This window comes from Mesorhizobium sp. M0244 (assembly GCF_040321795.1).
Classification (GTDB): Bacteria; Pseudomonadota; Alphaproteobacteria; order Rhizobiales; family Rhizobiaceae; genus Mesorhizobium.
The window spans coordinates 1-13,929 of record NZ_JAMYSE010000018.1 but is presented as its reverse complement, the minus strand read 5'-3'; the positions used below and the strand labels follow the sequence as shown (position 1 = coordinate 13,929).

Annotated in this window: 12 protein-coding genes and 1 pseudogene; 5 read left to right on the top strand and 8 right to left on the bottom strand. The window is 62.6% G+C overall.

What is annotated here, in order from left to right; genetic code table 11:
• The first annotated feature begins 72 nt into the window (after nucleotides 1-72).
• The 5 genes from NKJ08_RS14030 to NKJ08_RS14010 are packed head-to-tail and all read left to right on the top strand — an operon-like array spanning nucleotide 73 to nucleotide 6,248.
• Nucleotides 73-1,221: a M24 family metallopeptidase gene (locus tag NKJ08_RS14030; protein WP_352527035.1), complete on the top strand. Its 1,149-nt coding sequence runs from the start codon at nucleotides 73-75 to the stop codon at nucleotides 1,219-1,221.
• 10 nt (nucleotides 1,222-1,231) lie between these two features.
• Nucleotides 1,232-2,488 carry a sarcosine oxidase subunit beta family protein gene (locus tag NKJ08_RS14025; protein WP_352527034.1) on the top strand — a complete coding sequence of 419 codons (1,257 nt, stop codon included), beginning with the start codon at nucleotides 1,232-1,234 and terminating at the stop codon, nucleotides 2,486-2,488.
• 13 nt (nucleotides 2,489-2,501) lie between these two features.
• Complete coding sequence (locus tag NKJ08_RS14020) at nucleotides 2,502-2,798, top strand: sarcosine oxidase subunit delta (RefSeq protein ID WP_502896134.1); 297 nt, start codon at nucleotides 2,502-2,504, stop codon at nucleotides 2,796-2,798.
• Nucleotides 2,795-5,752, top strand: a complete 2,958-nt coding sequence (locus tag NKJ08_RS14015; RefSeq protein ID WP_352527033.1) for a sarcosine oxidase subunit alpha family protein — start codon at nucleotides 2,795-2,797, stop codon at nucleotides 5,750-5,752. The genes NKJ08_RS14020 and NKJ08_RS14015 overlap by 4 nt, the downstream gene beginning before the upstream one ends.
• Nucleotides 5,745-6,248 carry a sarcosine oxidase subunit gamma family protein gene (locus NKJ08_RS14010; protein ID WP_352527032.1) on the top strand — a complete coding sequence of 168 codons (504 nt, stop codon included), beginning with the start codon at nucleotides 5,745-5,747 and terminating at the stop codon, nucleotides 6,246-6,248. The genes NKJ08_RS14015 and NKJ08_RS14010 overlap by 8 nt, the downstream gene beginning before the upstream one ends.
• Before the next feature lie 64 nt (nucleotides 6,249-6,312).
• Here the strand turns inward: NKJ08_RS14010 and NKJ08_RS14005 are convergent, their stop codons facing one another.
• The 8 genes and pseudogenes from NKJ08_RS14005 to NKJ08_RS13970 form a co-directional block, all read right to left on the bottom strand.
• On the bottom strand, nucleotides 6,313-6,777 hold the full coding sequence (locus NKJ08_RS14005) for a cupin domain-containing protein (RefSeq protein WP_352527031.1): 465 nt from the start codon (nucleotides 6,775-6,777) through the stop codon (nucleotides 6,313-6,315).
• A 221-nt stretch (nucleotides 6,778-6,998) separates the two neighbouring features.
• On the bottom strand, nucleotides 6,999-7,874 hold the full coding sequence (locus NKJ08_RS14000; protein WP_352777911.1) for an aldose 1-epimerase: 876 nt from the start codon (nucleotides 7,872-7,874) through the stop codon (nucleotides 6,999-7,001).
• A 5-nt stretch (nucleotides 7,875-7,879) separates the two neighbouring features.
• Nucleotides 7,880-8,680: a FadR/GntR family transcriptional regulator gene (locus NKJ08_RS13995; RefSeq protein ID WP_352781988.1), complete on the bottom strand. Its 801-nt coding sequence runs from the start codon at nucleotides 8,678-8,680 to the stop codon at nucleotides 7,880-7,882.
• Between the two features lie 2 nt (nucleotides 8,681-8,682).
• On the bottom strand, nucleotides 8,683-9,684 hold the full coding sequence (locus tag NKJ08_RS13990; RefSeq protein WP_352781987.1) for an ABC transporter permease: 1,002 nt from the start codon (nucleotides 9,682-9,684) through the stop codon (nucleotides 8,683-8,685).
• Nucleotides 9,681-11,201, bottom strand: a complete 1,521-nt coding sequence (locus NKJ08_RS13985; protein ID WP_352781986.1) for a sugar ABC transporter ATP-binding protein — start codon at nucleotides 11,199-11,201, stop codon at nucleotides 9,681-9,683. The genes NKJ08_RS13990 and NKJ08_RS13985 overlap by 4 nt, the downstream gene beginning before the upstream one ends.
• Before the next feature lie 107 nt (nucleotides 11,202-11,308).
• Nucleotides 11,309-12,292 (bottom strand): substrate-binding domain-containing protein, encoded by a 984-nt coding sequence (locus tag NKJ08_RS13980; RefSeq protein WP_352781985.1) that lies wholly within the window; start codon nucleotides 12,290-12,292, stop codon nucleotides 11,309-11,311.
• Nucleotides 12,293-12,324: 32 nt separating this feature from the next.
• Nucleotides 12,325-13,101: an SDR family oxidoreductase gene (locus NKJ08_RS13975; protein ID WP_352527024.1), complete on the bottom strand. Its 777-nt coding sequence runs from the start codon at nucleotides 13,099-13,101 to the stop codon at nucleotides 12,325-12,327.
• A 5-nt stretch (nucleotides 13,102-13,106) separates the two neighbouring features.
• Nucleotides 13,107-13,751: pseudogene (locus tag NKJ08_RS13970) on the bottom strand (enolase C-terminal domain-like protein); the annotation flags it as partial.
• Nucleotides 13,752-13,929 lie beyond the last annotated feature (178 nt).

Below are 13,929 nucleotides of genomic sequence, written 5' to 3'. Positions count from 1 at the left end.
TGGCGGCCGGGAAACCGGACTGCTGAAAGACCATGCCCGCCACCAAGCCGGCAACAAGCACAAGGACGACCGATGGACCGCAATCCGTTTTCCGAAGCCGAAATCGCCGGCCGCCTTGCCAAGGTCCGTACGGCACTGGTTGAGCGCGAACTCGACGCGGCGGTCTTTGCCTCGCCGGAGAACGTCTTCTATCTCACAGGGCTCGATCACTGGGGGTATTTTGCCCCTCACCTGCTGATCGTTCCGCTTCAGGGAAGACCTGTTCTGGTCACCCGTTCGATGGAAAAGGTGACAATCGAGAAGCAGGTGAAGGCAGCGGAATTCCGTGGCCACTCCGATAGCGAAACGGCGGCCGATCTTGCCGCGCGGGTGCTCGCAGAGCTCGGCCTGTCCGGCAAGCGGATCGGCCTAGAATACTGGACGGCGGGCTTCAGCCATGGACTTGCCGTGGCACTCCAGATGCAAGCCGATGCCAAGTGGAGCGATGTCTCCGGTCTGATCGACAAGATGCGGCGGGTGAAGAGCGCCGAGGAACAGGCGCTGATGCGGCGGGCCGCAAAGGTGACGGACGCCGCCGCCGGTGCCGCGATCGCCGCGATCTCGGATGGCGCTTCCGAACAGGAGGTTGCCGCCCAATGTGTTGCGGCAATGATCCGCGCCGGCGGTCATGCGCCGGGCTTCGGACCGTTCATCCGCCCGGCCGCGCGCCTGGGTGAAGAGCACACGACCTGGGGCGACGGGATCTATCGCAAGGGCGAGCCGGTCTTCGTTGAATTGTCCGGGTGCATCTCGCGCTACCACGCCCCGCTCGGCCGGCTCGTTCGCATCGGCCACATCAGCGACGAAGACGCCACAATGGCGGAGGTGACCGCCAAGGCGTTCAACGCCGTCGTCGAGGCGCTGCGGCCGGGCGCCAAGGCGCGCGATGTCTACGCCGCCTGGCAGGCCGTCGCCGACGAGGCCGGTCTTTCCCACTATCGCCGCCATCACTGCGGTTACCTTGTCGGAGTCGGCCAGCCGCCGTCATGGACCGGCGGCAATTCGGTGACCGGCTTGCGACACGATTCCGACCTCGAGATCGAAACCGGGATGAGCTTCCACATCCTGTCGTGGCTGATGGGCACTCGTCGCGGCAATGACTTCGTCTCCAACACGGTGCTGTTGACCGATGCGGGCGCCGAAGTGCTTACCCGCACGCCGGCCGGCCCGATCGTTCGATAGGCCTGCACACATGGCGCGCTACTCGGCATTTTCGATTTTACGCAACGCGCTGTCCGGCCAGAAGAATTGGCAGCGCGCCTGGCGGGCAGCGGAGCCAAAATCGTCCTATGACGTGATCGTCATCGGCGGCGGCGGACACGGCCTCGCCACCGCCTTCTACCTCGCGGAGAACCACGACATCCGCAACGTCGCGGTGCTCGAAAAGGGCTATGTCGGCGGCGGCAATGTCGGCCGCAACACCACCGTCATCCGGTCCAACTACCTGCTCGACGGCAACACCCAGTTCTACGAATTCTCGATGAAGCTCTGGGAGGACATGTCGCGGGCGCTGAACTTCAACGTCATGTTCTCGCAGCGCGGCCAGCTCGTCACGGCGCATTCGGCCGATCAGCTCGACGGCTTCAGCCACCGCGCCAACGTCATGCGGCTGAACGGCATCGATGCCGATATCCTTGACCGCGAAGAGGTGCGCCGGCTGGTGCCCTATCTCGATTTTTCCGATACCGCCCGCTTCCCGATCCATGGCGCCATCTTCCAGGGCCGCGCCGGCACGGCGCGCCACGACGCCGTGGCGTGGGGGTATGCCCGCGCCGCCGACGGCCATGGCGTCGACATCATCCAGAACTGCGAGGTGACAGGCTTCGTCCGCAACGGCGACAGGATCGTCGGCGTCGAAACGACGAAAGGCCGGATCGGCGCCGGCAAGATCGGCCTTGCTGTTGCCGGCCATACGTCCGTGCTCGGCACCAAGGCCGGCCTGGAACTGCCGATCGAAAGCCATGTGCTGCAAGCTTTCGTCACCGAGCCGCTGAAGCCGCTGGTAGATCACGTCGTCGCCTATGGCGCCGACCATTTCTACGTCAGCCAGTCCGACAAGGGCGGATTGGTCTTCGGCGGCAATCTCGACGGCTACAATTCCTATGCCCAGCGCGGCAATCTCGGCGTCGTGCGCGAAGTGGCGGAGGCAGCGATTGCGCTGATGCCATGCATTTCGCGTGTCCGTCTGCTGCGCCATTGGGGCGGCGTCATGGACATGACCCCCGATGCCAGCCCGATCATCTGCCCGACGCCGATCGAGGGTCTCTATCTCAACGGCGGCTGGTGCTATGGCGGCTTCAAGGCGACGCCGGCTTCCGGCTGGTGCTTCGCCCACACGATCGCCACCGGCAAGCCGCATCCCTTGATCGCAGCCTACGGGCTCGATCGTTTCCGCACCGGCCACACGCTCGATGAGGCCGGTGTCGGCCCTTCCGCCTGGCTGCAATAGGAGGCGGGACAAAATGCTGCGCATCGAATGCCCCTGCTGCGGCCCGCGCGACCATGACGAGTTCCGCTATGGCGGCGATGCCTCGGTCAAGCGTCCGGCCCATGACGATCCCGATCCGGAGGCCTGGCACCGCTACGTCTATATCAGGACAAACCCGGCCGGCCCGCACCGTGAATTCTGGCAGCACGTGACCGGTTGCCGGCAATGGCTGGTGGTCGAACGCGACACCCGCAACCATGCCATCGCAGCCGTCGACTTCGCCAGAAAATTGCGGGCCAGGAAATCAACTCTCAGGAAATCCCCGGCATGAGTTCGAACCACAAGCGGCTGTCGATGGGTGGCCGTATCGACCGCGAGCAGCCGGTCGAGTTTACCTTCGACGGCCGCAAGCTGGCTGGATATCGCGGCGACACGCTTGCCTCCGCGCTGCTCGCCAATGGTGTCACGCTGGTCGGGCGCAGCTTCAAATATCATCGCCCGCGCGGCATTTTTTCCGCCGGGCCCGAAGAGCCGAATGCGCTGGTTACGCTCGGGAGCGCCGGCAGGCGCGAGCCGAACCTGCCGGCGACCACACTGGAACTCGCCGACGGCATGGTCGTGGAGAGTCAGAACCGCTGGCCATCGCTTGCCTTCGACGTGCAAAGCGTCAACGGGCTGTTGGCACCGTTTCTGTCCGCCGGCTTCTACTACAAGACCTTCATGGGCCCAACGCGCCGCGCCTGGATGTTCTACGAACATTTCATCCGCAAGGCGGCCGGCCTGGGCAGGGCCGGCACCGACGCTGATCCCGACCGCTACGAGGTTCGTCATGCCTTCGCCGACGTCGCCATCGTCGGCGGCGGCCCGGCGGGATTGTCGGCGGCGCGGGCAGCCGCCGCGGCCGGCGCGCGGGTCGCGCTGATCGAGCAGGATTTCCTGCTTGGCGGCCAGCTTCTGGCGGAACCGTCCGACAGCGCAGCGGCCTCATGGCTGAAGCAGGCCGAGGCCGAGTTGGAGGGCTTCGAAACCGCCGCGCTGATGAAGCGGACGGCCGCTTTCGGCAGCTATGACGGCAATGTCCTTGGACTGGTCGAACAGCGCGATCCAACCGATCCGCAGCCGAATGGCGAGACACGGCAAACGGTCACCATGCTGCGCGCCCGCTCGATCGTTTTCGCCACCGGCGCCATCGAGCGGCCGATGGTGTTCTCGAACAATGATCGGCCCGGCGTCATGCTTGCCTCGGCCGCCCGGACCTATCTCAATCGCTTCGCCGTCCTGCCGGGCAAGAAAATCATCGTCGCCACCACCAATGACGGTGCCTGGCGCACCGCCTTCGACTATGCCGCAGCCGGCGCGGAGGTGACGGTTGCCGATCTGCGCCCCGTCCCGCCCGCAGCACTTGCCGCAGAAGCCGCATGGCTCGGCGTGGTGGTGCGGGCCGCAACGCGCATCGTCGACCTTAACGGCGGCCATGCTGTCAGACGTGTAACGCTCAACGGGCCGGACGGCCAATCCGAGGCCGCCTGCGACCTGGTCTGCGTGTCCGGCGGCTGGTCGCCAACCGTGCATCTCACCTCGCACCTGGGGAGCAAGCCCGCCTACCGCGACGACATCGACGGCTTCGTGCCGGGTTCGTTTCCGGCCGGCCGGTTCGGCGCCGGCGCGATGATGGGAACCTATGCGACTGGCGATGCCATCGAGGACGGTCATCGCGCCGGTACCGAGGCCGCATCGTCCTGCGGCAAGTCGGCATCGGTGCCCGCTCCGTCGAAACTCGACCTGGACGAGACCGCCACGATTTCACTTCGCGAAATCCCTTCCGTTGGACGTGGAAAGGCCTTCGTCGATTTCCAGATGGACGTGACGACCGAAGATATCGAGCTCGCCCATCGTGAGGGCTATGAATCGGTCGAGCACCTGAAGCGCTACACCACGCTCGGCATGGGCACCGATCAGGGCAAGACCAGCAATTTTGCCGCACTTGCCGCGATGGCAACCCTGCGCCGCGCAACAATCCCCAAGACCGGCGTCACGACCTTTCGCCCGCCCTATACGCCGGTGGCAATCGGCGCGCTTGCCGGACGCGCGACCGGCCATCATTTCAAGCCGATCCGCCGCACACCGATGCACGACTGGCACATGGCGAACGGCGCCGAGATGCTCGAGGTCGGTCTCTGGATGCGGCCCTATTTCTACCCGCAGTCGGGGCGCGACGTGAACGACGCCTATGTCGCCGAAATGCGGAATGTGCGTCAGGCCGCGGGCCTGATGGACATCTCCACCCTCGGCAAGATCGACGTCCAGGGTCCGGATGCGGCGATTTTTCTCGATCGCATCTACGCCAACGGCTTTGCCAAACTGCCCGTCGGCCGCGCCCGCTACGGCGTCATGCTGCGCGACGACGGCATCGTCTTCGACGACGGCACCACGACGCGGCTGGCGGAAAACCGGTTCTTCATGACCACCTCGACGGCCAAGGCCGCCGATGTGCTGTCGCGACTCGAATTCCTGCTCGACACGGCCTGGCCGGATTTGCGCGTGGCCGTCACCTCGGTCAGCGATGAATGGGCGGCGATGTCGGTTGCCGGGCCTAACAGCCGCGCAGTCCTGAGTGCAGCGTTTCCCGCTCTCGACGTTTCCGACGAGGCGCTTCCGCACATGGGGCTACTCGAAAGCGAATGGGAGGGCCGTGCGCTCCGCATCCTGCGTCTCAGTTATTCCGGCGAGCGCGCCTACGAAATCTATGTCGGCGCAACTGCCGGCGAACAGCTCTGGAGCCGCCTGCTCGAAGCCGGCAGAGCGTTCGACCTGAAGCCTTACGGCGTCGAGGCGCTTGGCGCGCTACGCGTCGAAAAGGGCCATGTCGCCGGACCGGAGATCGATGGGCGCACGACGCTCGACGATCTCGGCCTCGGTCGCATGGCCGGCAAACGCAGCGGCTTCGTCGGCGACGTCCTGCGACGGCGCCCTGCCCTCCAGGCTCCCAACCGACAGCGCCTGGTCGGACTGGAATGCATTGAGGACGGAAAACGCCTGCGCGGCGGCGCCATCCTGTTCCTGCCGGATGAGAAACCCTATGGCCATGGGCGCGGTCGCGTCACCTCCGTCAGTTTCAGCCCCGAACGCGGCCATTATGTCGGGCTGGCCCTGCTTGCCGGTGATGTCGCGGCAGAAGGAAGCGAGGTCGTGGCGGTCTACCCGATGAAGGATGATGAAACGGTTCGCGCTCGCATCGTCTCGCCGGTGTTCCTCGATCCGCAGGGAGAACGGCTGCATGGCTAGCTCGATGTCTTCGCGGGATTTCAGCCTGTCCGTGGCCGATTGCCCGCTCATCCAGGTCGAGGGCTGGGACGGGACACTGACGCAATTCGAAAAGAGCGTCTCGGCATCGCTCGGCACGAAGCTTCCAGCCTCGGTCGGAGAGACGGTTCGTCACAAAGGCCTTCTAATCATCCGCGTTGCACCTCGCCGCCTCTGGCTGGCTCTCGACGAAGGCACGCAAGCGCCTGCGCTTGCCGTCGACCCCGATCTCGGCTGCTCGGTTCCCCTCGGCGAAGGTCGCGTTCGTTTGAAAATGACCGGCCCTGACATCGCAAGGCTTCTGTCCGGCTGCGTTACCGTCGACTGGCACGCGCCGGCCGCCGCTCCGGGCCGCGCCGTGCTGACATCCTTCCATCACGTGTCCGTGGTCTTCCTGCGCACCGGCGAGACCGCGTGTGAACTCATCGTGCCGCGAAGTTTTGCCCGCAGCCTCTCGGATTGGATTGCCGACGGCTAGCCAAAACGGTTCCTCGGGCAAGGGCCGGCTTTAGCGGCGATCCGAGCCGCTATCACGAAGTCATCTACTCTCTTGCCGGCCAGTCTCTCAGAAGCGTAATCCCAAACTTCGGCGCCGCCGCTTTGAGTCGCTCGATATCGGCAGGCGTCGGCGGCCCGACCACCTCTCCCTTGCCGAGTTCATGGCCACCTTCGGCGAGAAACTGCTCGAACACACTTGGCGTGTTTATCAGGATATAGCGAACGAGCTGATTGCCGGGATTCATAAGCTGGTGCGGGATGCCCCGCTTCAAAAACATGCTCTCGCCGGGCGAGAGCGTTCGGACCACACCGTCCACAATTGCAGTCAACTGCCCTTCGATGACGTAGACCGTCTCGTCGTCATTCGCATGAACATGGATTGGCGTTTTCGTCTGCCCGTCGCTTCTGTTTTCGAAGAGACTCAACAAGCCTCCCGTCTGTTCGCCGGAGACCAGTCGCTTCATGACGATGCCTGCGAGCATGAATTCCTTTGGGTCAACATCTGTCATTGATCCAATCCTGCCAGGTACATTCGGAGTAGGCCCGTACCGGACCGTCAAGCAGACGAACTGCGCAGCGACATCCGGCAAACGTCGAACGGGCTCATGCGTTCCCGGTCGCTGAGGTCCCTCTTCCCAAGCTCCGTTTGGACGAAAGGCCGGCTTCGTTCTCCCCGGACATGCTGGCCGACACCGACATACGCCAACTCGAGGGCGCCGCAGAGGTCCGCCTAACTGACGGCGAAGCTGCAACGGGCCGCCAGGCTCTCGCCAGGCCCAAGCACCGACAGTCCATTCCATTTGTCGATCGAACCACGATTGTGAGCATCGACAGCATGACTGACCGGTTCAAAACAGAAGAAATCGCTCTCATCCGATGGCGAATAGACCAGGTAAAAATTTAAGGGCGAGGACGCTTTGATCGTGAGGCCGCAATTGTGCTCTGGCCAAGAGATGGTAGCGACGCCGTCCCAGCCAGCGAACACATTGTTTATCCATCCGCTCGGCAAGGCGGCCGGGGCGCCGAAATCCCGGTCGGGACGGGTTTTGACATCGACAAATTTTTCAGGGAGATGGTTGGGCCGTTCGAGGCAAACCTGCGAGGCCGCGGCGTGAAGCGTGGTCAACGCTGTTCTTGGGAACCACGGATGGATGCCAAGCCCGAACGGCAGCCTGACCGGCGCCTGATTGACGATGCGAAACTTCAGGTCGAGCCCCTGTCCGGCCAGCGCGTAGCTCACCTCGGCGCGATATCGATATGGGCCGGGTCCGTTGCTGATGAGCGACAGCTTCGCTCTGTCCTGCGTCAGACTGTCGACGTCCCACTCGCTCGAAAATCCATTGCCGTGAATCGGAAATGGCTCGCCTGCGACGTTGGAAGGCAGTTCGTGGAATTTGGAGTCGAATAAGAACCCGCCGCCGGAGATGCGATTTGACCACGGCAAAAGCAGGTTGCAGGCAAGGTCGAAGGGGTTGCTGCTCCCGCCGTTTGGCCATGGCCTGAAGAGCGGCACGCGCCCATAGTCCAGTCTCGCAAGACCTGCCCCAAGCGACGGGACGATTTCAGCGGATAGTTCTCCACTTCGAATCTTGATCGTCCGGACCATCTAATTCAGACGGTATCGGCCCTGGCAGAGGCGATCGGCTGTTGATGGCGGCCTTTGCGAGCCACTGCAAGAAGGTCATTCGACGCGATCCCGATGAGCGCTTTCATCTGATCATGAGCGTCGTCGGCCCTGCGCATCCTAATTGCCTCCAGCACGTCGCCATACGCGCTGAGTGTCTGCTGATAGTTAGCGGTGGCCGATGTGGTCAATCGGAAGGAGAAGCTGAGGGCCGCCGCGAGCATATTGCCGAGATTGGCGAAAACCGGGTTGCGGCTGGCACGAAGGATGGCGGTATGAAACCTGACATCGGCATCAAGACACGCAGCGAGATCATCCTGCGGAGCAATGCGCATGGCCTCATAGGCGGCTTCGATGACCGCGAGATCGCCTGACGTCGCCATCTTGGCCGCAAGTTGGGCGGCGGCGGGTTCAATGACCAGCCGCGCCTCGATCAATCCACGGACGAAATCGAGATCGGGCTCGATATCGCGCATCCATTCGAGGACCTGTGCATCCAACCTGTTCCATTCGCTCGACGCGCGCACACGCGTCCCCGCACGCTTGCGCGCCTCGATCAATCCTTTGGCCGAAAGCGTGAGAAGAGCATCGCGAAGCGCGGTTCGGCTCGCCCCGTAGATGACGCAAAGTTCAGCTTCCGTCGGCAGTATCGAGTGCTGCGCGTAGGAGCCGGCGAGGATACGCTGTCCGAGATCGCGTGCGATGCGATCCTTGAGCGACGACGCAGTGCCATCTCCAGCAGCAAGGTCCTGCTTGCCTTGACCAATTGAGGCGATCGCCGCGTCCATCGTCATGTCCTGTTCAAGTGGTACTCGGCAATTACCACAGCAAGTATCAGCAGCGAGCCCTTGGCAAGCAACTGATAGAAGGTTGGCACGGACGTCAGTATCATTCCGTTGTTGAGCACGCCAATGATGGCGACGCCGAGGAGCGCGCCGACAATCGTGCCCTTCCCGCCCTGCAAGGCGCAGCCACCCAGCACGGCCGCCGTGATGGCCTCGAGCTCCAGGCCCTGGGATCCGGAAACGGGCTGCCCCGAGCCGGTACGAGCAGCAAGCAGAATCCCGGCCAATCCGGCCGCCACTCCACTCATGATGTAGATACCGATGCGGTAGCGGTTGATATTGATGCCGGAGAAGCGTGCGACAACGGGATTGCCGCCCAGAGCATAGATGTTGCGGCCAATGATCGAGCGCGCCAGGAAGAGATGGAACACGATCGCGGTCAGGAAAAGAATCCAGATCAGCAGAGGCAGGCCGAGGATTCGTCCGATCCCTATGAAGCGGAAAGTGTCACTGAAAATCGCGATCGATTGCCCATCGGACATGATGAATGCGATGCCGCGGAAAATCGCCATCGTACCGAGTGTCGCGATGACGGCATTGACCCGCCCATAAGTGATGATGATGCCGTTCACGAGACCGGCAAGACCGCCCAGGACCAGGCCGGCAAGAATGCCCACCGCGGGCGAGCCCGTCGACTGTATGGCCATTGCCGTCGATACAGTGGTCAGACCGACAATTGCGCCGACGGCGATATCAAGTCCGCCCGCGACAATGACCACGGTCTGGCTCATCGCCAGAACGCCCAGGATGGTGATGCCCAGGCCGATGTTCAGCAGGTTTCGGCTGGAGAAGAACACATCGCCTCTCAGGGTGCCGAAGATGAGCACGAGAATGGCGAGAGCAACAAGAAGGCTTATGTTGTGGATGCCGATGCGCTCTGCGATGCGCAAGGAAGCGCGCCTTTTGTCGGTTTGTGTTGTTGCTGTCCTAAGCTCAAGGCTGTTCACTGAATTTGTCCTCCGAGCGATGGTACAGATTGCGGCATGGCGTGTTTCAGGATCGTGGCCTCGTCGATGTGGGGGCGGGAAAGTTCGGCCGTGATCCGGCCCTCGGCCATGACGAGCACCCTGTCGGCGAGCCCGATCAGTTCTGGCATTTCCGAAGAAATCAGGATTATGCCAATGCCGCTGGCGGCGAGTTCATCGATCAGGCGATAGATTTCCGCCTTGGCGCCGATGTCGATACCGCGGGTCGGTTCATCGAGGATGAGAAGCATCGGCTGCCGGGCGAGCCAGCGCGCGAGAACGACCTTCTGTTGATTTCCACCCGACAGCTTCGAAACCTGTTCGTCGAGGTTGGGCGCCTTGATCGACATTTTTGCTGCGAGCGGTGAGACAATCTCCAGCGCCTTTCGCCGGTTGAAGAAGCCGAAGGTCGACGTCTTGTCGGGCACGCATAGCGAGGCATTGTCAAGAATGCTTCGGAACAGCAGCAGGGCTTCGTGCTTGCGGTCTTCGGGGGCGAAGCCGATGCCCGCCACGATCGCTGCATGCGGACTGTTGGGGCCAACCGGCACGCCATTCATCGCTATGGTTCCGCCGAGGCGCCGATCATAGCCGACAATCGCCTTTGCCAATTCGGATCGCCCCGCCCCCATAAGGCCGGCGATGCCGAGCACCTCGCCGCGGCGGACCTTGAGGCTCACATCGGTGACGCGGTCGGTGGTCAAGCCCGCCACGTCCAGCAACGGTTTTCCTGATTGCCACGTCTCGCGCGTAAACAGATCGGCAATGTCGCGGCCGACCATAAGCTTGGCTATGGTTTGCTCGCTAGCACCTGCCGCAGGGGAATCGTCGACCAGCCGGCCATCCCGCAAAACGACAATGCGATCCGCAAGGTCGATGATCTCGTTCAGCCTGTGAGAGATGTAGACGATCGAAGTGCCTTCTTCGCGCAGCCGGCGTATTACTGAAAACAGACGGCGCGCTTCGTCGTCGGTCAGTGACGAGGTCGGCTCGTCGAATGCGATCAGCCGGCCGCCGGCACGTATGGCGCGCATGGTTTCGACCATCTGACGTTGCGCCGGACCGAGCGTGCTGCAGAGTTGCCGCGGCCGCATATCCTGTTGCATGCCGAAGGTCGCAAGCACCCGGTCGGTCTGCTCCTCCAGCCTGTGCCAGTCGAGCAGGACGCCTGCCAACCGCGGCAGTTCCCCAACGAAAATGTTCTCGGCCGCCGTCAGGTTCGGAACGATCTCCGGCTCCTGATGGATGACGCGTATTCCGGCTCTGTGGCTGTCGCGCGGCTCGCCGAAAACGATCGGCGTGGAACCGTGCAGCACGGTGCCGGTGTCCGGTGCGAACACGCCCTCGAGAATTCGCATCATCGTCGATTTGCCAGCCCCATTCTCGCCAACCAGGGCAAGCACCTCCCCCGGCCGAAAAGCAATCGAGACGTTGTCGAGCGCCTGCACGACGCCGAAGCGCTTCGATATCCTATCGAGCGAGAAGAAATCCGATTGCATCAAAGCTCACTCCCGAGGATCGATCCCGTGTCGGTGGCGTGTGCCCGCTGACGAACTGCCGGCCCAAAGAGCGTCATGCGCCCTGCGGCGCATGACGCATAGCCGGTTCAGTGGCAGAGCTTGGCTTTGTAGTCCGACGCAAAATTGTCGGCGGTGATGTATTCCGGGTCGGTGAAGGACTGAACGGGTAGCTTCGTTCCATCCTTGATGGAGGCCAACAAGATCTTCACCGCCAGTGCGCCGTGATTTGCCGAATTGAGCCACATCGTGCCACGGAATGCCGAAGGCTTCCCTGATCCGAAGGCGTCGCAGGCGCGGCTCCCGTCGATGCCTATCCCCATGCCCTGGTCTGCGGTATAGCCGGCATTCTCCAGTGCTCGCGCACCACCCAGCACGCCATCATCGTTGCATGAGTAGAATATCCAGTTCGTGACGCTGGGATTGGCCGTCAACGTGGTGGTCATCACGTCGATGGCGTTGACCATAGTGTTGTCGTAGGGGACGCGCACGATATTCCCCGGCTTGAAATCGGGCACCGCCTTCAGGAACGCTTCTTCCGCGCCCTTGTTGCGCTGCATGCAGGTATCCGCCTTGCGGTCCTCGATCGAGGCGATGCGCACCTCTTTGCCCGCCCAGCCGTCGGCCTTGTAGAGCTTGGCAAGCTCTTCGCCCACCCGCGCGCCGATGTTGTACGCATTCATTCCGACATAGGGGACCTGGGTGCCATCCTGGTAGTAGATGTCGTCGTCGACCGCCACCAAGGGAATTTTTGCGGCCTTTGCCTTTTCCGCGATGACCGGTCCCAGTGCCTTGTCTGGGACGACGATCGCGATGCCTTTCACACCATCGCCGACCATCGTATCAAAGGTCGTGATCGTCAAATTGGCATCGAACTGGACGTCCTGCGACACGAACGCGGCCCCTGCCGCCTCAGCCGCTTTCTTGGCGCCGCCAACTTCGGCGACAAACCATGGATGGTCACCCATCTTGTTGATGTAGCCGATCTTGATGTCTTCCGCGCTTGCTGCGCCACTCATCAGTCCGGCAGCCAGTATCGCAAATGTCGCCAAAGCCTTTGTTGTGGTTTTCATGAAGATCCTCCCTGAGAGCTCTATGGTGGTTGCTAGTCGTGGTAGAGAACCGAGCGCCCACCATCGATGGTGATCGTCTCGGCATTTATGAACGGCGCTTCGTCCGAAGCGAGGAAAACCGCCGTCATTGCAACCTCGTCCGGCCGGCCAATGCGCTTGGGCGGATGGAGGTCGTAGGCTCGCCGCTTCTCCTCGGCGGGGTTCGGGAATGTGTTCCAATAGGCTTCCGCGATCGGCGTCTCGATATAGCCGGGTGCTATCGCGTTCACCCGGATACCGCGCGCGGCATATTCGATGGCGAGCGAGCGGGTGAGACCCACAAGCGCATGCTTGGCGACCGGATACGGGAAGGTATGGGGAATGATCTGGAAAGCGTGACAGCTTGCTATGTTGACGATAGACCCCGAGCCGTTCGCCAGCATGTTCGGCAAAACCGCCTTGGCGCAGAACCACGCGGCCTGGAGGTCGAGCTTGAGACAGCGCTCCCATTCCTCATCCGGCATCAGCAATGGTTCGTAGAAGACGTTGGCACCGGCATTGTTGACGAGAACGTCGACGCCGCCATAGGTCGTGATCGTCCGGGCGACCATGTCGGCGACCGCGGATGCGTCTGTGACGTCCGTCTCGATGAACAGGGCGTCGGCGCCTTTGGCACGCAATTCGTCGGCGATCGCTTTCCCGCTTGCCGCATTCAGTTCGGCAATAACGGTCTTTGCCCCATGCATCGCAAAGGCGCGGGCGGTGGCGGCACCGATGCCCTGGCCCGCTCCCGTGACGATTGCGATCTTTCCTTGCAGCCGGCCTGCCATTGCATTCACCAGTCGACCACGGTGCCGTCCGGCATGACGGCGTTGCGGGCATGCAGCACTTCCTGCTTGAAGGGGTGACGCGCGATGACGTCTTCATTGACGGTGACGCCAAGGCCCGGCAGTTCGGGCAGGTTCCAGCGGCCCGGTTTACGCTGAATTGGCCAGGTAACGACGTCGTCGTACCAGGCGACGGCACCGGACATCTCCTCCTGAATGACGACGTTTGGCGTCGATATGCCGAAGTGAAGAGCAGCCACACCGGCGATCGGACCGAGCGGGTTGTGCGGCGCAAGGCCGATACCCGCGGTTTCCGCCATAGCCGCGATCTTCTTTGTCTCGAGCAGACCACCAGTGTGGCAGATATCAGGCTGGGCAATGTTGAAGGCACGGGCTGCGATCGAGTGCGTGAATTCGCGACGTCCGATCAGCCGCTCGCCGGAAGCGATCGGCACAGCCGATCGCGCCGTGATATGCGCCAGTCCGGCAACATCTTCGGGCGGCACGGGTTCTTCCGCGAACATGATGCGGGCCGGCTCGATTGCCCTGAGGTAGTCCATCGCCGCGTTAACGGACGCAGGGCGTCCATGGAAATCGACCATGATGTCGATGTCCGGACCTATGGCCTCGCGAAGTGAGCCAACCATGTTGGCAACAGAATCGACTGCCTTCGCAGGCGATACGTAGTCCCTATGATTGCTGGGCCTGAGGGCGGCCCGTCATCCGATATGCAACGGTACGAGGGTTAAGCCGGCTGGCCGGCGCAGAGCCTCATGCATAGGAGACGGGCCATATGGACCATATCAGATTTGTCGGTTTGGATGTTCACAA

Bases quoted from the DNA above. Each gene is read 5' to 3' on its own strand.
- NKJ08_RS14030 (WP_352527035.1), top strand. From the start codon at position 73: ATGGACCGCAATCCGTTTTCCGAAGCCGAAATCGCCGGCCGCCTTGCC.
- NKJ08_RS14025 (WP_352527034.1), top strand. From the start codon at position 1,232: ATGGCGCGCTACTCGGCATTTTCGATTTTACGCAACGCGCTGTCCGGC.
- NKJ08_RS14020 (WP_502896134.1), top strand. From the start codon at position 2,502: ATGCTGCGCATCGAATGCCCCTGCTGCGGCCCGCGCGACCATGACGAG.
- NKJ08_RS14015 (WP_352527033.1), top strand. From the start codon at position 2,795: ATGAGTTCGAACCACAAGCGGCTGTCGATGGGTGGCCGTATCGACCGC.
- NKJ08_RS14010 (WP_352527032.1), top strand. From the start codon at position 5,745: ATGGCTAGCTCGATGTCTTCGCGGGATTTCAGCCTGTCCGTGGCCGAT.
- NKJ08_RS14005 (WP_352527031.1), bottom strand. From the start codon at position 6,777: ATGACAGATGTTGACCCAAAGGAATTCATGCTCGCAGGCATCGTCATG.
- NKJ08_RS14000 (WP_352777911.1), bottom strand. From the start codon at position 7,874: ATGGTCCGGACGATCAAGATTCGAAGTGGAGAACTATCCGCTGAAATC.
- NKJ08_RS13995 (WP_352781988.1), bottom strand. From the start codon at position 8,680: ATGGACGCGGCGATCGCCTCAATTGGTCAAGGCAAGCAGGACCTTGCT.
- NKJ08_RS13985 (WP_352781986.1), bottom strand. From the start codon at position 11,201: ATGCAATCGGATTTCTTCTCGCTCGATAGGATATCGAAGCGCTTCGGC.
- NKJ08_RS13980 (WP_352781985.1), bottom strand. From the start codon at position 12,292: ATGAAAACCACAACAAAGGCTTTGGCGACATTTGCGATACTGGCTGCC.
- NKJ08_RS13975 (WP_352527024.1), bottom strand. From the start codon at position 13,101: ATGGCAGGCCGGCTGCAAGGAAAGATCGCAATCGTCACGGGAGCGGGC.